The following is an 18,721-nucleotide window of genomic DNA, read 5'->3' on the forward strand; positions in this document are numbered from 1 at the left end:
TGCGTGTCGGTGGTGCCACGTAGCTTGATGACAGCAGCATGTTGCTGCCGATCTGAAGACGAAGGAGTCATTCATGCGCGTTTCTCCCTACCACTCGACCGTTCAGACAGACCCAGACGTGCACCACGTCTTCGACAACTGTCCGAACGGGCAACAGATCCCGCAGGCCAACAAGAGACAGGGCACGAACAACTGGCCTTTGTGCGGTAACTGCAAGCGGATGTAGCTCCGTCGCGGGAAGCGACTTCGGTCGCTTCCTGCTTCAGGCCGGTCCCCTCTGGATACCGCACGACGGCATACCGATGGTCCAGGGAACCGCTGTCAGCCAATAGATTCGAGGCCTATCCGGGTGTTGCATTAAAGGGGAGAGAAAGTATGGCCACGGAAGACGGCGTGCGCTATGAGTCCAAGGCGGTCCGCTGCGTCCGAGGGATGGAAGGGCGTACTCGTTCGAAGTGGCAGCAAGAGGGCTGGGAGATAGTCGCTGAGTCGCCCGGCCGTTTACGGACCCAGTTCATCGTCCGACGCCAGGTACGGACACGTCAGGTTCGTCTCTATGTCCTAGTCGTTAGCATCGTCGCCCTCGCAATCGTAGGCATCGTGATCGGGGGTGTGATCACAGAAGCCAGAGACGGCACCCAACCCAGTGAGCCGATTGCCGACGCCACTTCAGAGGTCGCGGTTTCAGAATCGTCATCGCCAGAAGCAACTTCGACGCCCAGCGCACTAAGTGACGAGTCCCCCGTGACCATCGAAAACAGTGCTGCGTTCGCTGCGCTCCTGCAGAACACGGATTATTGTGATGCCTCGATTGCGACCTTCGCGTCGAGCCACCGAGATCAGACACTGACCTTCGACGGACATATAGCTGCGCTCAAGCTGCATGACGGAGCGAAAACCCGCTACGACCTCTTGCTGGGCGCCGGCGACTTCAGCGAGACGTCAGCCGCCGGACCCGCCTTCCAATTTCGGGACGTGAACACGACGTCAGACCTCCACTACTTGGGCGCCGTTCCCGACTCGGTTGGCGTCGGAACAATGCTGCGCTTCACCGCACGAGTCGTCGAATACGAGCCCAACACCTGCTTGTTCCAGCTCGACCCTATTGAGACCACATTCAGGTGACCTTCGTGCAGATGTAGTCGAGCTCGACCGCACCGATCATGGACGCCCGGTGGAGCATCTCTCGATGCGAGCCGTTGCAGCTCGGTCACTGCATCGCTCACCGTCGCCTATGCGAAAGCGGCACCCCCCCGGAGACCACTCGCCCGGGTGGCCCAACCACTCGTACTGATCCGTCGCTGCCGCCGGTACGGTGACGCACTCCTCCCTCAACCGCCGCCGCATCTCGCGGTCGGCGTCATCGGCAAGGTCGTCGAGCTCGACATCGACAGCCGTCCGGGGCAAGTCGATCGGCATCTGCTTGGGGTAGTCCATCGCCCCGTCGGTGAACACCATCGACCTAATGAGCAGCCGTGACTGGTCGGCCTCACTGAGGTCGCGTTCCGCTTCAGCGAACCCGGCAAGCAAGAAGGCGCTCATCTTTGTTCTGGAAGGTCGCGCCCACCTCCGCGCAGGTGCATTGCGGCCGCTAGATCGTGGCAGCCAGCTCGGCGCCGATCGTGCGGAGTCAGCAGCCAGGGTCATTGACGAACGAGCCAATCAACTCGATCGAGGCGAGAGGAACGCCGAGGTCGATCAAGCGAGTGATCTGCATGAGGCGGAATAGATGCCGCACGTCGTACTGCTTTTGTCCGTTTGTCAGCAGCCCGGGCTAGACGCGCAGTCCGAGCTGGTGGTAGAGGGGACCGACTTGACTGTCGCGCTGGACAGATCGGCGTACTGGAAGCCATGAGTGCTCTCATTGGGTCAATTCGACGTGGTGCCGATGTGTGACTTATTACAAACTATGTCCCGAGAGCAGGGCCAAGCCCCTCGGGTGAGGCTTCAGCGGCATCGCCCAGTCGGTTCAGTACCGTCCGACCGAGCCCCGCAAGCTGTCCCCATAAATGGGCACACAGACTGAACAATAATCTGACTCACGTATGTGAGGCTGGTTCAAGTATCGGCAGTGCACGTAAAACCGCATAAGGCCTTCGGGCACTGCTCTGCACGAATACACGTGTTTGACCGAGAGTAAAGCTTGGCGCTTCCAGGCTTCATCATCGACTTAGAGCGAGCAGAGGACGCCAGCGCAATCGCTGACCTCAACGCCATACAGGAGAAGGAACGTCAGCGGGAATTGAGCATCAACACTGCTACTGAATTGAATGGCTTGGCACGGCGCGGTCAAATCTCAACCCTCGAGTTTTTCGTCGAACATGGCACCGGTGCTCTTGTTCCGGCCACCAAGACGACTATCCGGACGCACTTCGTTCAGATGGACGAAAATGGATTGGCAAGTACCTATGTGCTCGCGCAGCACTTGGCCGACAAGGTCATCGACTTCTGCATCCCGCGGAATGAGATCGCGGATGCAATGGACGTGTCCATTAGCAGTCGCACGACAGATGCAATTAGCGGCTTGAAGCAGGACGCTGTGGACTTATTTGTAAAGTCGACAAAGTCGGGGGAAGGCGGAGAGCTCCTCCTTTTTGCTCTTCTAGAGAATAGCTTGGGAATACCTCAACTCCTTTCGAAGATGTCGCTCAAGACCTCGTCAAACATGCACGTGCACGGGACGGACGGCGTCCATGCCAGGTTGGACGACCAAGACGTTCTTCATCTCTTTTGGGGTGAGTCCAAATTGCATAAGAGTCCCGCCGCCGCAATCGACGACTGTTTTCACAGCCTCGCCCCGTTCCTAGATGCAAAGTCGGAGGTTGCGAGAAAGCGCGACATCAAGCTTGTCCACTCTTATATGGCCCTAAACCATCAAGAGCTGGCGGTAGCATTATTGAAATATTTCGAAAGAGGGAACCCGAAGAGGAATAGAGTTCGGCTGCATGGCACGGCGTTGATTGCATTCGATATTGCTGAATACCCGGACTATGCCATCAAAGGCATCTCGACAAACTTAGAGAAGCGGCTCGAATACTGGCACGATCGTATTTACCAAAGCGTGGACCAGCATGAACTAGCAAACGTCGAAATTGATGTCTATTGCATTCCTTTGCCATCGGTGCAGCAGCTGCGTGACGAAATCAATGCGGCTTTTGGGAGACTTTCATGAACATCGCGGAATATTTACGCTCTAGTACTTATGCCCAGGAAAACCTCCAGGCCATCCAGAAGCAGGAACTCCTGGCAACTTTCCGGGCAGTGGAACCAGAGGCCTCGGTCGAGCCCGTTGACTGGGAGCATGCATTCTTGTGCGCCAGCGCCGCGGCCCTAATTCCTGAAGAATATTGTCAAACCTACGCCCTGCGTGTAGCAACCACTGCACTTAGCCAGCCCGAAACGGCTGTTCGGTACGGCGAGGCTTCTATGGCGATTCTAGAAGCGCTTGGAAACCGTCCTGCCATTGATTTAGCGATACGCCGCGGATACTCGGCAAGTCAAACCGAACTCCAGCAAAACGCCCTACAGGTGCTTCAAGGTCGACGACGACGGGTTGAGCTAAAGCGTGATCTTCGGGTAGGGCCCACCGAGCCGTCCGTTCGAACGGTCCCCCTATCTGCCGATTTGAACCCATTTCAAGCAGCCTTCTGGGATGCCACTCAGGGCGCAACGTGGATAAGCGCTTCCGCGCCTACAAGCTCTGGAAAATCCTGGCTAACGAGGCAGTGGATTGCCAAAGCTCTGCTGAGTTCAGACCGAACGGTGTGCGTCATCGTTCTTCCTACGCGGGCACTCGTTGAGGAGGTTTCCCGCGAACTTCTTGCTGAGGTCGGCAGCATGGCCGACATTCACACAATGCCTTGGGGGATAGAGGAGATCAGTAACAGACCCAGGGTATTCGTATTCACCCAGGAACGACTTCAGCTTCTTTTTTCGATGGATTCCGATTTCAAACCTGATCTGCTTTTCGTCGACGAGGCACAGAGTATTGAGGGTGGAAGTCGAGGAATTCTGCTCGAACAAGTCATTCACCGAGCGAGCGTGCGCAATCCTGACATACAGGTCGTCTTCGCAAGCCCAATGTCGAGCAACCCGGAAAGCCTTCTGCGCGATGCGCCATCCAACGCCGTACAAAGCATTGTGTCGACTCCTAGCGTGACAGTTACGCAAAACCTCATCTTTGTCGAGGGAGTTCGGCAAAAGCCCCTAAGACGATCTGTAAGCATCGTGAGCGACCGAGGCCGCTCAGATCTCGGCCATATCACCCTGGGTCAAAGGTCAACATCCGTTCCCCTGCGACTGGCTGGCGTCGCTCATGCCCTGGCGGGTGACTCACCCGGCAATATCGTCTACGTAAACTCTGCGTCCGAGGCAGAGAAAGTGGCCGGCCTCTTGTCGCAGATGACGGGTTCGGAATTAGTTGCAAAAGGCTCGCCCCTAGATGACCTCATCGAGCTCGTACGCAGCACTATTCACCCGCGCTACGCGCTCGTCACAGCCCTACGCGGGCGTGTGGCGTTCCATTATGGAAATATGCCCATGGTTGTTCGACTGGAGATTGAACGTCTCTTTTCCTCGGGAGAGATCCGCTATCTCGTCTGCACCTCGACCCTTCTCGAGGGAGTAAATCTTCCATGCAGAAACATATTTATCCGTAATCCGCAGAAGGGGGTGGGGAATGCTTTAAGTCATCGTGATTTTTGGAATCTGGCCGGCCGGGCTGGTCGCTGGGGAAGAGAGTTCGCAGGAAATATCGTATGCATCGACACAGATGTTGATGACCTTTGGGCAAACCTGCCCACTAGGAGGACCAAGTGGCCCATTACAAGGGCCATGGATCATGCCCTCGCAACACCCGATGCCCTGGAACGCATCGTGTCTTCAGACAGTCCCAGCACAAAAGACACTTCTCTCGCGGAAGCCGCAGTTAGTTATGCATCAGACCTGCTCATGCGGGGTGAGACCCTCCCGCCGTCCCTTCAGGGCATCGCCTCGCAGAGCCTCCGAAGAAGCATCGAGAGAATGGTGTCTTCGGTCAGAGTACCGACGACCGTCATAGCCGGCCACCCGGGGATCTCGCCTCGACTGATCGACAATCTATTTAGGCGCCTCTTGCAAGAGCGAGTGACCGCTAGCGAGCTTGCTCTACCACTCCCGGAAGATATTGAAGCGAAGAACTCTTACGGGGAGATCTTCGGACGGTTGGCTGATGAAGTGACGACCGCATTTGGGGGCGAGAAACGGCAACAGCAGCTTGCCAACCTCGTCGTGAACTGGATGAAGGGTATCCCCTTGTCGCGACTGATTACATATCGCATCAAGGCTTATCCATCTAAGTCATTATCAGCCAATATTCGCGAGGTCATGAGCGATATCGAAAATGTTTGTCGCTTCCAGGCGCCACGATATCTGGGGCTATACGGAGACACAGTCACAGCCGTAGCCAATAGTCGCGGAGAAGAAATACCTGAGGGGCTAAGCGACATAGTAATGATGCTCGAGATGGGCGTGTCAAGAAGAACGGATCTTTCAATCGCTTCTCTTGGTATCAGTCGGAGCTCGACCGTCGCTCTCGGGGCTCTCATCGCGAATGACTCGTTCAGCGTCCCCCAATTATTGGAATGGCTCCGCGAGAGGAATCTGCAGGACCTTGATTTACCCGCACTTGTGAGAAGTGAAATAAGCCAGAAACTACGGCCCTCGCTCTAGTTGTACTGAGCCATCAGGTTGGTGTCACTCGGGCTGCTGGACTTGTTCCGTGGCCGGTGTGGATTCGTTCAGTGTTGTAGTGCTCGATCCAGGGCGCAAGGGCTCCTGCTCGAGCAGCGTTGCTGGTAAAGGGCTGCCGGCATGCCCACTCGGTCGCGAGGGCGCGGTTCAAGCGTTCGACTTTCCCGTTCTGCCAGGGGCTGTGGGGCCTGATGAACTTCTGCCGGGCCCCGAGGTCCGCAACGGCAGTCTTGAATGCAGCGGAGCGGCGGTATGCGAAAGCGTTGTCCGTGATGACGCGCTCGATTCGGGTGATGCCGTGAGCGGCGAAACGTGCGGCGGCTCGGGTGAGGAACCCAGCTGTGGTTGCGCCCTTCACGTCGGCATGGATCTCGGCGTAGGCGAGGCGGGTGTGGTCAACGACTGGGGCGTGGACGTAGTCGAACCCGACGGGGGTTTTTCGGTCGCGAGTGTTCGCGGCGCGGCCGTGAACACGCCACCCGCCACCGTCGGGGATGCGGCCCAACGTCTTGACGTCAATATGGATCAGGTCGCTGGGATGGGGATGCTCGTATCGATTTTGGGACGACCGGGACGCGCGGATGAGATCTCCGGTGACGGGGTTGCACCACGCCAGTTTTGGAATCTGATGGCGGGCCAGGATGCGGCTGATAGTCCGGGCTGGGACACCGGTCGCTGCTGTAAGACGAGCGGGGCCGAAGCGGAGCCTGGCCCGGGCCTCAAGAACGGCCTGCTCTCGTGCCGGGCTGGCCCGGGTCGGGGTTCGACGAGGACGGCTTGATCGATCGATCAACCCTGGCGCGCCCTCGTCTCGGAATCGTCGGACCCATCGGTAAGCGCACTGACGCGAGATTCCGAGCTCGCGGGCGACATGCGCCACGGGCCGGTGATCCCCGACGACTCGCTCGATGAGCAGTGCCGTCCCGTGGACGGTCAGGCGGGCGCTAACTTCGGACACAGGGACCTCCTGGTGGATGGCAGAACTAGACAGCTCCACTAAGCCAGGAGGTCCTCCTGTTTTCAACTCAACGTGTCACCAACGTCATGGCGCTCCAGCGAACCCGGCGGGCAAGCAGGCACTGGTCCGGTTCTCGAGGATCGCCGCCAACCCAGCGCGGATGCGTTGCAGCCGCCCGATGGTGGCGGCCAGGTCAGCGTTGATAGTCCGGAGGGCGCCGGCGGGGTCGTGACGGACGAGCCAATCAATTCCATCTGGGCGAGCGGGACACCGAGGTCGATCAGGCGGCCTCACCCGTCGCGGCGTAGCGATCGGCCCATCGTTTCGCGGTCGGAGGACATGTAGAAAAAGCACCGCGGCATGAGGAACAGGCCATCCATCGTCGACGACGAGACGGGCGATGCAGAGAGGTCCGCGTCGGGTCAGTTATGGCAAGGGGGCTTTCTGGGGCAAGTGGTTGAAGTCAGCAACTCCACCACACCTCAGAAAGTCCTCCTCATACCCCGGGGACTACAGCCCCGTCGCCGCAGATCAACCCACAACAACCATCCCCGACACAGTCAGCCGGAGTGTCACGCCCCGGTGGCAGTCTCCTGGTTGACAGAGTTCTCGACGTCTTCTGGCAAAGAATCGACCATCTCGCCCGTGGTACCAGCGTCCGGCGCATCACCGCTTGTTCGAAATGCGTTAAGTTCTATGTCGTCGAAACTCCAGACACTTGCCGCCAGCAGTGCGAGAGTTTTCTGCCTTTGAGCGATCTCAGCACTGCCCCAAACAGGCTGGGCATAGCCCAGAAGCTCCTTCGTCAGCATCAACTCTGAGGTGGCGTACGCGTCAGCCTTCTTTGCCGCAAATACGCCATTTTTGATGGCAGCGTTTAGTCGACGGTCTAGGAGGGTGAGGTTACCAATTCGGTTGATGAGGCCGGAATGGTTCGTAAGACGCATCCCCGCTTGGGGAGTCTGGGGATAAATATGTTCCAATTGCACCTTGCGCCCACTTCCGAGCTTGAGTTCATCAGTAGCCCGCATGGCTAGTTCTAGCTCTGCAAGGAGGTATTTGGCCGAGTCAGTCCGGCTGACCATTGCGAGTTCGAATCCTCTTACGAAATCGCTTAGGGGGGGTGCGAAGGCGCGAACACGGGCGAGGGCTGCGGCGAGAGATTTATGTTCCCGAATGTCCTTGGCTTCAGCGTAGATCTCCGCTTCCAAACGGGTGCTTTCCCGCCCAAGAATCAGGGAGTGCCGAACGAACAGTATGAGAAGGCTTGCAACGTACTCTCGGAATTCTCGTTCGCCGACACTCTCGCGCACTGCTACAGCTGACATCAAAGCCGGGTAGAGGACTGTAGCGCCAAGTTGATTGATTCCCTCCAGTGACCGTTTTACGTCCTCATCAATGTCCGCCGAGTCTTTCAACGTACGGTAATCAGCGGCAGCTTTGGCGAGGTTCTGAGAGAAATCGACAGCGTCAACACCATGCGAAGCAAACGAGGCCTTCATCTCGCGATATAGCGATCGCGTCTTTACGTCACCGTTGAGGCTAACCCAGTAGTGCCGCAAAAATTGATCGACGCCCGCGTCCTCGAAGAGCGAGAAAACATCAAGCCAAGATTGGACAACGTCGTTCCTGCCGGCCTCACCGTTCGCGGCACGGAGGAGATAGCTACGGAGGAGGTCTGGAGTGGAGAGTCCTATACCGCGATCGTTCAGTGCCTCAAACACAGTCGCCGCAGTGTCCTCATCGGTAGTCTTTACACTCACAACGGAGAAATGTTTTAGCAAAACGTCTTGGAGACGAATGCTGTAATTGAATGCTTCCTCAGGCGACATGCCTGCAGTTGCCAGGGCAATTTCACCCAAAAAATACTTGTACGCCTGATCAATTAGACCGTGAGACCGAAGCTTTGCCTTCTGGTTGGAGACACCCTCAGCCTGGATAGCCCGACGAAAGTACTCCCTGTCGTAATTATTCAGAGTCAAGCTATATTGATTTGATTTGGTCGCATCATCAAAGTCAGCAATAAACTTGGAGTGAAGCCTGCTTGAAGCACTGTTCTGGTCCACTGGGCGGCGTGTCTCACGAATGGCGCACAGAAGAATAGTTGCCGTTGCCAGACGCTGCTGCCCGTCCAAAAGGAGGCTTTTCGTCGGCGTGGTAACAATGACGATGGAACCGAGAAAGTATTGTTGACTATTAATGTTTGACTCGGGATACGTCTCATCAAACCTCTTCAAGTCGGCCCAGAAGACCTCGACTTGATCAGACTTCCAAGAGTAGGAACGCTGCCAGTCAGGGACTTCGATTGGCGTGGCTGCCGTTGTGAGCAGTTCGGAGAGAACGACAGCGTCGGCTGTGTAGTTAGCATCGGGCATGAAGCGATCATAAGGCGAGGGGGCGCCCCTGTATAGGCGCGACGCATTAAAGCTGAAGGAAATAATCCCGTTTTAGGCGAGAAGTCGACTCGGATCGAAGCCAAACATTCGGCTGGCAGACATGTGCCACTTAGACTAAAACACACCAACATTGGCATCGCTGATCGTCGAGATTGGCGATCACACCTTGGTCTAAATCAAGACCACGTCAGGTGGTTCCTAATGCTGACAGCGCAAAATCAGGCCAAGTTAGAGGATAACGAGACCCGGGAAGTGGCTGCCATTGGATGCAGGTCTCCGGACTAAGCAATGAAGGGGAGCGCACCGATGGCCCCCATTACGCTGATTGCCTACGGCGCGTTGACGCCACGGCCAGAGAGCCCCGGGAAAGGCAAGTCGCCATTTTTTTGGTCGGGCTGACAGGATTTGAACCTGCGACCCCTTGACCCCCAGTCAAGTGCGCTACCAAGCTGCGCCACAGCCCGAGATCCGGGTTCGAGTTGCGACCCAGGTCTTGGTGTTGCCCCGACCGAGGCAACCCCACAACTATAGCCGATGAATGGGTGTGCCTGAGACCAAGCCCCAGCAGGGCGGACCGAACGGAGTGTTTCGCCCCGTTACAGCGCACGGGACGGCAGGCACCCCACCCACCTACCGTCGTGACATGCCCACCTCGACGACCCGCGCCTCCTCGGCCCTGCCGATCCGTCTGCGCGGCGTCGGGAGGCGCTTCGGCGAGCGCCCCGTGCTCCACGCCCTCGACCTGGACGTGACGGCCGGCGAGATCATCGCCATCGTCGGCCCGTCCGGCTGCGGCAAGTCGACGCTGCTGCGCCAGGTGGGCGGCCTCGACCAGCCCGACGCAGGCACCGTCGACATCGACGACTCCCCCGCCCGGCCCACCGACCAACGCTGCGCCATCGCGTTCCAGGAGCCGCGCCTCCTGCCCTGGCGCACCCTCCGCCAGAACGTCGAACTCGGCCTACCGAAGGCCCGCAGGCGCAGCGAGCGCGCCGAGGCCGGCAAGGGCACCAGGGGCAGCACACCAGACAAGGCCGCCGGCCGGGCCCGCATCACCGAACTGCTCGACCTCGTCGGGCTCGGCAGCTCGGCCGGACTCCGCCCCCGCCAGGTGTCCGGAGGCATGGCCCAACGCACCTCCCTCGCCCGCGCCCTCGCCCGCGCCCCCAAGGTGCTGCTGCTCGACGAACCGTTCGGAGCCCTCGACGCCCTCACCCGCCTCCGCATGCACGACCTGCTGCTCGACATCCACCGCGCCGAACCCACCACCGTCCTGCTCGTCACCCACGACGTCGACGAAGCGCTCTACCTCGCCGACCGCATCGTCGTCCTCGCCGACCTCTCGCAGCAACAGCCCCGGCCCGCCGGCGCCACGGTCGCCGCCGCCACCGCAGGAGGCGCGGCGCACGCCGACACCGCAGGAGGCGCGGCGCACGCCGACACCGCAGGAGGCGCCCCCAGCATCCAGCGCATCGTCACCGTGCCCGGCAACCGCCCCCGCGACCGCGACGACCCCGCCCTGGCCGAGCTGCGCCTCCAGCTGCTCGCCGACCTCGGCGTCCACCGCGTGCACGCCGGCAACTCGACCACCAGCACGCTGACCGCGACGGCCACCGCCGGACGCACCCGGACCGAGACCGTACCCGAACCCGCACCGACCCCCACAGACCACCGCACCGCCCCCGACAGCACGGAGACGAACCGATGACCTTCCGCACCTGCCCCACCACCCGCACCCGCGCCTCCTGGGCCGGGGGTCTCGCCCTCGCCGCGGCGAGCGCCCTCCTCCTCACCGGCTGCGTCGCGGGTGAGGACGCCGGCACCGGCTCGGCCGACGCGGCAGGCGGCGCCGGGTCGAGCGACGGCGAGTGGTCGACCGACACGCTCGACATCGACTTCGCGACCTACAACCCGCTCAGCCTCGTCGTGAAGGACCAGGGCTACCTCGAGGACGCCCTCGGCGACGACGTCACCGTCAACTGGACCCAGTCGGCCGGCTCGAACAAGGCCAACGAGCTGCTGCGCGCCGGAGCGGTCGACGTCGGTTCGACCGCCGGCTCGGCCGCGCTGCTCGCCCGCTCGAACGGCTCCCCCATCAAGACGATCGACGTGTACTCGCAGCCCGAGTGGTCGGCACTCGTCGTCCCGGGCGACTCGACCATCACCGACGTCGAAGGCCTCCGGGGCAAGACCATCGCGGCCACCACCGGCACCGACCCGTACTTCTTCCTGCTGCAGGCGCTCGACCAGGCCGGGCTCAGCGCCTCCGACGTGACGATCCAGAACCTGCAGCACGCCGACGGACGCGCCGCCCTCGAGAACGGCAGCGTCGACGCCTGGTCCGGACTCGACCCGATCATGGCCGCGAGCGAGGCCGAGTCGGGGACGAAGCTGCTCTACCGCAACGTGGACTTCCTCAGCTACGGGTTCCTGAACGCGACCGAGTCGTTCCTCGAGGCGTCGCCCGACGTCGCGCAGGTCGTCGTCGACTCGTACGAGAAGGCCCGCGCCTGGGCGCTCGAGAACCCGGACGAGACCGCCGCGATCCTCGCGAAGGCTGCCGCCATCGACCCCGCCGTCGCCACCACGGTGATCGACCGCACCCACCTCGACATCGACCCCGCCCCCGGAGCCGACCAGCGCGCCGTCCTCGACACCGTCGGCCCGATCCTGGTCGAGTCGGGCGACGTCCCCTCGCAGGACGACGTCGACGCCGCCCTCGACTCGCTCTTCGACGACTCGTACGCGACGGCCGCGTCCACCTCGTGAGCAGCACCCTGACCGCCACCCCCCGTGCCGAGGAGGCGCGGGTCGTCGAGGACGGACGCCGCGCCTCCTCGTCCGGGTCGCCCGCCCCGCGACGCCCGGGCACCCCGGGCGCGCCTGCTCCCCGCCGCCTGGCACTGCTCGGGGTGCTCGTGCCGGCCGCCGTGCTCGCCGCCTGGGTGCTCGCCACCACCGTCGGCGGAGTGCCCTCGTACCGCCTGCCGTCCCCCGCGGACGTGGTGCAGGCAGGAGTCGACCTCGCCGCCACGGGTCAGCTCGGCCTCTACATCGCCATCTCGGTGCAGCGGGTGCTGATCGGGTTCGTGGTCGGGTCCGTGATCGGGCTGGTCGTCGGCGCCGTCGTCGGGTTGTCACGGGTGGGCGAGGCGTTGCTCGCCCCGTCGATCGCGGCCGTGCGGGCGGTGCCGTCGCTGGCCTGGGTGCCGTTGCTGATCCTGTACCTCGGCATCGGCGAGGACTCCAAGGTGACGTTGATCGCGATCGGTGCGGCGTTCCCCGTCTTCACCACCGTCGCGGGGTCGCTGCGGCACGTCGACCCGCAGCTCGTCGAGGCGGGGCGCGCCTACGGCCTGCGGCGGGTGTCGCTCTTCACCCGGGTTCAGCTGCCGGCCGTGCTGCCGTCGCTCGTGTCGGGACTGCGGCTCGCGCTGGCTCAGGCGTGGCTGTTCCTCGTCGCGGCCGAGCTGATCGCGTCGTCGATGGGCCTCGGCTTCCTGCTGACCGAGTCGCAGTCCAACGGACGCGTCGACCGGATCTTCCTCGCCATCGTCCTGCTGGCGCTGCTCGGGACGCTGAGCGACACCGTGCTGAACGTCGTGCAGCGCGTGGCGCTGCGGCGCTGGCGGTAGGCCGCAGGCGGCGGAAGGCGAGCGGCGGGCGGTAGGCGGCGGGCGGTAGGCGGCGGGCGGTCTGCCGTGCCGCCCGGGCATGACGCCAGGAAGTGGTCACTGCGCCAGGACTAAGCCTGGCGCCGTGACCACTTCCTGGCGTCGTGGCCCGCCCCACTTCGTCACGCCACGCCACGAACTACACACGCCGCCACGACATCGCGTGGCGGCGTATTTACCTCGTGGCGGGATGCAAGCCGAGCACCTGCCGTCGGCACGCCGCGCACCCTGCCCGGCCCGCGCCTCCGACGTTCGCCCCATCCGCACGCCGCGCGCGCTGCCCGCCCCGCGCCTCCTGCACTCGTACCGTCCGCCCGCCGCGCGTCCTGCCCGGCCCGCGCCTCCTGCACTCCGCTCCCTGCCCCCTATGGCGCGACCTACCCGGGCAGGCTGTGCCGACCACCGCAAGCTGTGCTGAACGCCGACCGCGGGCCGCGGCCCGCGGTCTGTGCTGCCGGCTGCAAACTGTGCCGCCCCACGACCGACGCCCGCGGCCCGCTGCCGGCCGCTGGCCGCCGCCCGCTGCCCGCCGCCGGCCGCTGGCCGCCGCCTGCCGCCCGCCGCTGGCCGCCCGACGCCCGCCGCACGTTGCCCCTACGCCGCCACCCGCCTCCGCTCCCGCCCGCGCATGACCACCACGACCGCGACCATCGCCGCGAGCGCCAGCCCCACGATCGCCGGGGCCCCGACGTCGACGGCGCTCTCGAGCCCTCCGCGGGTCGCCTGCGCGCCGAGCCACAGGGCGGTCGCCCCCTGCACCAGGTAGGCGACGAGGTACACGGCCGACAGCGTCCCCGCCCGATGGTGCTCCGGAGCGAACCGCGACACGATCCCTAGCCCCGACGCGAAGAAGAGGCTGTAGCCGACGCCCGACAGCACGCAGAACGCCAAGAACAGGCCCAACGACTGCTGGGCCGCGGCCAGCACCAGCGCCGTGAAGCTGAGCGCCGTCGCCACCGCCGCCACGATGACGGCGACGACCACCGGGACGCGTCGTGACGCCAGCGCCACGACCGCGATGACCACCATCGACAGGGCGATCACCGCGCCGGTCACGAAGGCGTTGTCGCTGCCGATCAGCGTCACGCCGATCTCGGCACCGAGCGAGAGGACCACGGCCCCGAGAGCGTAGGAGGCGCTGACACAGACGGCTGCGGCGCCCACCGCCCCGAGGAGCGCGCGCGGCACGCTCGGCCACCGTGGCCTCCAGCGCCCGGCCAGCGCGTCCCGGTCCCGCGGCAGCCGCCAGACGAGGACGAGCACGCCCACCTCGACGACGAGCAGAACCCACTACGTGAGATGCAGCGGTTCGGGCGCGTACTGGACGAGCGCTCCGCCGAGCAGCGTCGCGAAGACGAGGCCCACGGCGGTGGAGGCGGTGCTGATGGCTCCGGTGCGCGCCGAGTTGACGGGACCGGCGATGTCGATCATCGCGGCGGTGGCGGGGCTGAGCGACAGGCCGACGCCGAGGCCCATGAACGCGCGGCCGACCAGCACCCAGCCGACGTCCGGCGCCAGGGCGAACAGCAGCACGCCGACGATCGACGCGCTCACGCCGAGCAGGATGCTCGCCCGCCGACCGATCGTGTCGCTGAGGCTGCCGAAGACGAGCAGCACGACGACGAGGACGAGCGGGTAGACCGCGAAGATCGCGGTCGTGACGAACGGCGTCAGCTGCCAGTCGGTCGCGTAGAGCGGGTAGACCGGCGTCGCGGCGCCGCTCGTCCACAAGGCGAGGGCGAGGACGGAGGCGCAGGTCCAGAACGCGAGCCGGTCCGGCCCGTCGGGACGGACGGAGGCAGCGAGGTCACGGGGCATGACGGCGACGCTAGCACCCTGGATACGAAAAGCCTATCGAGGTAGGCTGTCGGCATGGCTTCTCGTGGACCCCTGGACCCGCGCTGCGGCATCGCACGCAGCCTCGACCTGCTCGGCGAGCGCTGGGCCCTGCTCGTGGTGCGGGAGGCACTGCTCGGGCACACCCGGTTCTCGCAGTTCCGGACGCGGCTCGGCCTGTCGCCCGACGTGCTGACGGCCCGGCTCGAGTCGCTCGTCGCCGCCGGCGTGCTCGAACGCTCGACCTACCGAGAAGACGGGGCCCGTGAGCGGGTCGAGTACCTGCTGACCGACGCCGGCCGCGACCTCTCCCCCGTGCTGGCCGCCCTCGCCGTCTGGGGCGACGAGCACGATCCGCACCCCGACGGCGCCGCACGGCGGTTCAGCGTCGCCGGCTCGGGTGAACCCGTGCGGGTCGCGTTCGTCACGGGCGACGGGCACGTGGTCGAACCCGCCGACGTCGAGATGGTGCTGAGCGCGAGCGACTAGGCCCCGCCTCCTCGGGCCTGCGGCCGTTGCCGCCGGCCCACCTGCCTGCCTTCGCCCGGCTGTCGGTCCACCCGCCAACCCCGCAGCCCCGCCTGCGAGCCCGCCTGCCAGCCTGCCCGCCACGAACTAAACCCCCCGCCACAGAATCGAATGGCGGGGTGTTTATCTCGTGGCGTGGTGCGGGGCGCGCGGACCCTCAGCCCGTGCTGTCGACCACGCCGGGCTTGGCCGGTCGCGGGAAGGCCGCGCGCATGCGTGCGGGGCGCGCGGACCCTCAGCCCGTGCCTTCGACCGCGTCGGGCTTGGCCGGTCGCGGGAAGGCCGCGCGCATGTGGTCACTCGTGAGGAGGTCACCGATGCCGATCATCAGCAGCGAGAAGACGATCTGTTCGACGACCATCCACCCGGGGTAGAGCCCGGGAATGGTCGCGACGATCAGCGTCACGATCGGGAAGATGCGGCTGAACAGGCGGAGGCGCGAGTAGGCCCAGTAGTAGCCGAGCTGGGCGCGCCACGCGAAGACGTACAGCGAGGCGGTGATGAACAGGACGACCGTGGAGCGGAACCACACGGCCCACGGCACGTGTTCGCCTCGGCTGGTGAGGACGGCGGCGATGAAGATGGCGGTGAGCCCGACGACGGTCTCGCCGAACAGGAGCCACCGGATGCCGACGAAGCTACGGACCGTGCGCGGGTGCCGCTGCATGTCCTCGTGGATGACGTAGCCCGAGTGACGCCCCCCGGCCAGCCGGTCGAGCTGCAGCCGCTGCCACACCCGGTCGGCCGCGGCCGACAACCCCGCCCCCGAGGAGGCGCGGTGCCACAGCCCAGCGCCCGTCACCCTCGCACCCCGTCCGCTCGTCTCACGAACACCAATGGTGCCCTACTCCGCCCTCAGAACTGACCACCCTCTGCCTGCCCGGGCTGCAGCATGAAGCACCACGAACTCGACGACACCTGGACCTTCGAGCGGCCCGTGTAGACCGTGATGGAGTAGCGAGTTCCATCTGTGCTCCACACTACGAGCCATTCGTCCCTGCCATCAGGCGTAAAGACCCGCTCGGTCCGGAAGTCCGCAGAGTCAGCCAGTTCTGATTCCACGAGGGAGAAGTACGCCTCTTGTTCTGGGGCTTCGGCGTACTCGATAGTCGTCGACCCGGTCCATTGGTGTCGACCCTCGGAACACGACATCAGGACCCCGTCAGCTGGCTCCAGGATGCCCACGATGCTCTCCGCGCCGCCCATGGACGCCAGGTCTCGTTGAGTCACCATGATGTCGCGTTTCAAGGCCGCGAGATCCACTCGATCGGTCTGTTCATTTATGTACTTCATCTGCTCAAGCCCCTCCGGGGTCTCTTGGGCGCAACCCGCGACCAAGCTGGACAACGCTGCAATCACGGCTGCACACCGAACCGCGATAGCTCTCGCCTTGGTTTTAGCCATCAGGGAACAGCTCCCGCCTCAAGGCATCGCGCACCGGCGCATTGTCGTCACTCGATCGAGCGACGAGCGCATGGTTGTCGTCCAGCTTCCAGACCGGGGTGTAGCTTGCCCCGGTCTGCTCAAGTTCCACGTCATGCGGACTCTGGTAGTACCCACGCGAGTCGAAGTCGTCGGACCGGTTCGGGTTCCGCCCGCCCCAGACACCACCGGTTGACTGGGCCTCCATCAGGAAGTCCCAGTAGCTGTAGTCGGTGTAGGTCGTGCCCGCTCGCGGCTCCCACTCCGGCGGCATCCCGGCACCCGCGAGGGAGATCACCTTGTCGTACGTGGCCCCATGGACCTCGGCGGACGTGATGTTCGCCAACCCCCAACTGTGCCCGATGGCCACGTCGCGGTATCCGGGTTCCGTTCTGATCGGATCCACGGCCAGCCCCCGCTGGAAGTCGTACAGCGCCTTGCTCGTCCCGCGCGCGAATTCGGGGTCGTTGGCCTGCGCGAAAGCCCCGACGAATTCGGCCGGGTTCTTGCTGCCTTCGGCGCCACCCGGGAAGACTCCGTCCTTGAAGACGAACGCCACGGACGTTCCATCCGGATCGTTCGCCTCCAGCCACTTCGCCATCTGCTGCAGACTTCCGTTCTTCCCGTAGAACGAGTCCATGTTCGTCAGCGTCCCCGGCACGTAGGTCAGCACCGTCCTGGTCGATTCGTTCCAGTCGCCGATCATCTCGATGATGCGACTCTTCGACGGATCGAAGAGGTACAACTGAACCGTCGGCGGCTCCGCCACCGCTCGCCCGAGGTACCCGCGTTCGCGCGCCAGTGCGGCCAGCAGCTCATCGTCGCCTTGCAGCCCCCGCCGCCCGATCGGCCCCACCATCTCGTCGATCTCGGCCATCCGCCGCTTCGCGTTGAACACGTTCGCCGCGACCCGTACCGACGGCGGCAGACCGTCGAGGGCCCCGATGATCGCCGGAGCCCCTCGCACCAGTGCCACCTGCACCGCGGTCAGCCCATCAGCGTTCCGCGCACCCTGCTGGCCGAGCTCGTCCCACCAGGCCCGCACCCGCTCGGGATCGGCCAGGAACGCCTCGTCGACCAGTTCGGGGTGCTGCTCGAGCAACATCGTCAGCTCGGTGGACGAGAGCCCTGCCAGCAGCGCCAGCAATTCTTCGGACGACCCCGCGGCCAGGGCCTCCCCGGTGACCTGCGGCAGGGACCCCATCGCCTCGGGGCTCTGCAGCGCGGCGATGCACCGACGATCGGCCGCAGCCCGCTCTTCGACCAGGTCGGCCCACAAGCCCGCGACGACCTCGAGCTCGCGTTGCTCGTCGTCGATGCGACGCTGCAAGGTCGACCGTTCACCCGAGCGGTACTCGGACTCCACGACGATGCCGAACAGGTCGCCCTGTGCCGCCTCCCGCGCCTCGCGCATGACCGTCTTCAGCGCGACCCCCGTCGAGAGGATGTTCTGCTCGGCCATCGCGCGCCGCGCCTCCAGGGTCTGCTGAGACCCCTGGATCAACGACACGTCGACCGCGTAGGCGTCGAGCGCCGCCGCGTGGTGCTCGAGGCCCCGAGCCACAGCAGTCACCTCGGCGGACACGTCCGTCATGGACGCGACGAACTGCTCGCCCGAGCGTCCCCGCCAGCACTCGGCACCCCAGCTCGCCGCCTCGGCCAACCGGTAGGCCGCCACCTCGAGATCGTCGACCTCGGTCCGCCTCGTCGTCGCGAGCTGCCGGATGCCCTCGACCGACCCGACCCCCGGGCCGGCGTCGGCACTCATTTGGACCCCACCCCGGCCAGCTCGCCCACCGGCAAGCCAGCGGCCAGGTCGTCCACCGGCAAGCCGGCGGCGAGCCGCGACTCCACCTGCTCGAACTCGCGCACGAACGTCGTCGTGAAGTCGCCCACCGCCTGGATCGCCTCGACGGCCAACCCCGCCCGTCTCACCAGCTGCCCCGTCGCCTCGTCGAGGACCCCCGCCACGCTCGGTGAGCCGACGTCGGCCACCGATCCGAGCGTCAGCGTCGCCGACACCCCGGCGTCGACGGCCGCCGTCGACACCCGCCACGCAACCGACGTCAGCGTCTTCTCGTCCACCACCAGGTCTGCCATGCACCCTCGCCCTCCATCATGCGACATTCACATATCGCTGCCGATGAGAGCCACCCTAGCAATGCAGAACGCCCGGT

Annotated in this window: 16 protein-coding genes and 1 tRNA gene; 7 read left to right on the top strand and 10 right to left on the bottom strand. The window is 64.2% G+C overall.

Annotated elements, in window-relative coordinates:
* The first annotated feature begins 744 nt into the window (after window positions 1-744).
* Window positions 745-1,125, top strand: a complete 381-nt coding sequence (locus ACVJ1F_RS11095) for a DUF4839 domain-containing protein (protein ID WP_456886231.1) — start codon at window positions 745-747, stop codon at window positions 1,123-1,125.
* 36 nt (window positions 1,126-1,161) lie between these two features.
* Here the strand turns inward: ACVJ1F_RS11095 and ACVJ1F_RS11100 are convergent, their stop codons facing one another.
* On the bottom strand, window positions 1,162-1,542 hold the full coding sequence (locus tag ACVJ1F_RS11100; RefSeq protein ID WP_456886233.1) for a hypothetical protein: 381 nt from the start codon (window positions 1,540-1,542) through the stop codon (window positions 1,162-1,164).
* A gap of 601 nt (window positions 1,543-2,143) precedes the next feature.
* On the opposite strand from ACVJ1F_RS11100, the gene ACVJ1F_RS11105 reads away from it, so the two are divergent.
* Both ACVJ1F_RS11105 and ACVJ1F_RS11110 read left to right on the top strand, forming a co-directional pair.
* The gene (locus tag ACVJ1F_RS11105; RefSeq protein ID WP_456886235.1) at window positions 2,144-3,172 is read left to right on the top strand and encodes a HamA C-terminal domain-containing protein; all 1,029 of its coding nucleotides are present in this window, start codon (window positions 2,144-2,146) and stop codon (window positions 3,170-3,172) included.
* Window positions 3,169-5,709: a DEAD/DEAH box helicase gene (locus ACVJ1F_RS11110; protein WP_456886237.1), complete on the top strand. Its 2,541-nt coding sequence runs from the start codon at window positions 3,169-3,171 to the stop codon at window positions 5,707-5,709. Before ACVJ1F_RS11105 ends, ACVJ1F_RS11110 begins: the two co-directional genes overlap by 4 nt.
* Window positions 5,710-5,722: 13 nt before the next feature.
* Here ACVJ1F_RS11110 and ACVJ1F_RS11115 read toward each other — a convergent pair whose 3' ends face one another.
* The 3 genes from ACVJ1F_RS11115 to ACVJ1F_RS11125 form a co-directional block, all read right to left on the bottom strand.
* Window positions 5,723-6,688 carry an IS481 family transposase gene (locus ACVJ1F_RS11115; protein WP_456886239.1) on the bottom strand — a complete coding sequence of 322 codons (966 nt, stop codon included), beginning with the start codon at window positions 6,686-6,688 and terminating at the stop codon, window positions 5,723-5,725.
* Between the two features lie 572 nt (window positions 6,689-7,260).
* On the bottom strand, window positions 7,261-9,063 hold the full coding sequence (locus ACVJ1F_RS11120) for a DUF262 domain-containing protein (protein ID WP_456886241.1): 1,803 nt from the start codon (window positions 9,061-9,063) through the stop codon (window positions 7,261-7,263).
* Between the two features lie 408 nt (window positions 9,064-9,471).
* Window positions 9,472-9,548 (bottom strand) — tRNA-Pro (locus ACVJ1F_RS11125).
* Between the two features lie 179 nt (window positions 9,549-9,727).
* Between ACVJ1F_RS11125 and ACVJ1F_RS11130 the strand changes: the two genes are divergently transcribed.
* The 3 genes from ACVJ1F_RS11130 to ACVJ1F_RS11140 are packed head-to-tail and all read left to right on the top strand — an operon-like array spanning window position 9,728 to window position 12,719.
* On the top strand, window positions 9,728-10,792 hold the full coding sequence (locus ACVJ1F_RS11130; protein WP_456886243.1) for an ABC transporter ATP-binding protein: 1,065 nt from the start codon (window positions 9,728-9,730) through the stop codon (window positions 10,790-10,792).
* Window positions 10,789-11,853 (top strand): aliphatic sulfonate ABC transporter substrate-binding protein, encoded by a 1,065-nt coding sequence (locus tag ACVJ1F_RS11135; protein WP_456886245.1) that lies wholly within the window; start codon window positions 10,789-10,791, stop codon window positions 11,851-11,853. Before ACVJ1F_RS11130 ends, ACVJ1F_RS11135 begins: the two co-directional genes overlap by 4 nt.
* A complete protein-coding gene (locus ACVJ1F_RS11140) occupies window positions 11,850-12,719 on the top strand; it encodes an ABC transporter permease (RefSeq protein ID WP_456886247.1) in 870 nt (289 codons plus the stop codon). Before ACVJ1F_RS11135 ends, ACVJ1F_RS11140 begins: the two co-directional genes overlap by 4 nt.
* Window positions 12,720-13,352: 633 nt before the next feature.
* On the opposite strand, the gene ACVJ1F_RS11145 is transcribed toward ACVJ1F_RS11140, so the two are convergent.
* Together ACVJ1F_RS11145 and ACVJ1F_RS11150 are read right to left on the bottom strand one after the other, a co-directional pair.
* On the bottom strand, window positions 13,353-14,021 hold the full coding sequence (locus tag ACVJ1F_RS11145; RefSeq protein WP_456886249.1) for a hypothetical protein: 669 nt from the start codon (window positions 14,019-14,021) through the stop codon (window positions 13,353-13,355).
* Window positions 14,022-14,048: 27 nt separating this feature from the next.
* Entirely contained in the window at window positions 14,049-14,576 is a 528-nt protein-coding gene (locus tag ACVJ1F_RS11150; protein WP_456886251.1) for an MFS transporter, read from the bottom strand.
* Window positions 14,577-14,630: 54 nt separating this feature from the next.
* Between ACVJ1F_RS11150 and ACVJ1F_RS11155 the strand changes: the two genes are divergently transcribed.
* The gene (locus ACVJ1F_RS11155; protein WP_456886253.1) at window positions 14,631-15,083 is read left to right on the top strand and encodes a winged helix-turn-helix transcriptional regulator; all 453 of its coding nucleotides are present in this window, start codon (window positions 14,631-14,633) and stop codon (window positions 15,081-15,083) included.
* A gap of 274 nt (window positions 15,084-15,357) precedes the next feature.
* Here the strand turns inward: ACVJ1F_RS11155 and ACVJ1F_RS11160 are convergent, their stop codons facing one another.
* From ACVJ1F_RS11160 to ACVJ1F_RS11175, 4 genes are read right to left on the bottom strand one after another with little or no spacing between them, the layout of a single operon-like run.
* Window positions 15,358-15,924, bottom strand: coding sequence for a hypothetical protein (locus ACVJ1F_RS11160; RefSeq protein ID WP_456886254.1), 567 nt, complete (start codon window positions 15,922-15,924; stop codon window positions 15,358-15,360).
* A gap of 53 nt (window positions 15,925-15,977) precedes the next feature.
* On the bottom strand, window positions 15,978-16,526 hold the full coding sequence (locus ACVJ1F_RS11165) for a hypothetical protein (RefSeq protein ID WP_456886256.1): 549 nt from the start codon (window positions 16,524-16,526) through the stop codon (window positions 15,978-15,980).
* Window positions 16,519-18,312 (bottom strand): hypothetical protein, encoded by a 1,794-nt coding sequence (locus ACVJ1F_RS11170; protein WP_456886258.1) that lies wholly within the window; start codon window positions 18,310-18,312, stop codon window positions 16,519-16,521. Before ACVJ1F_RS11170 ends, ACVJ1F_RS11165 begins: the two co-directional genes overlap by 8 nt.
* On the bottom strand, window positions 18,309-18,644 hold the full coding sequence (locus ACVJ1F_RS11175; RefSeq protein ID WP_456886260.1) for a hypothetical protein: 336 nt from the start codon (window positions 18,642-18,644) through the stop codon (window positions 18,309-18,311). The genes ACVJ1F_RS11170 and ACVJ1F_RS11175 overlap by 4 nt, the downstream gene beginning before the upstream one ends.
* Between the last annotated feature and the right edge of the window lie 77 nt (window positions 18,645-18,721).

The organism is Frigoribacterium sp. 2355, assembly GCF_054060695.1.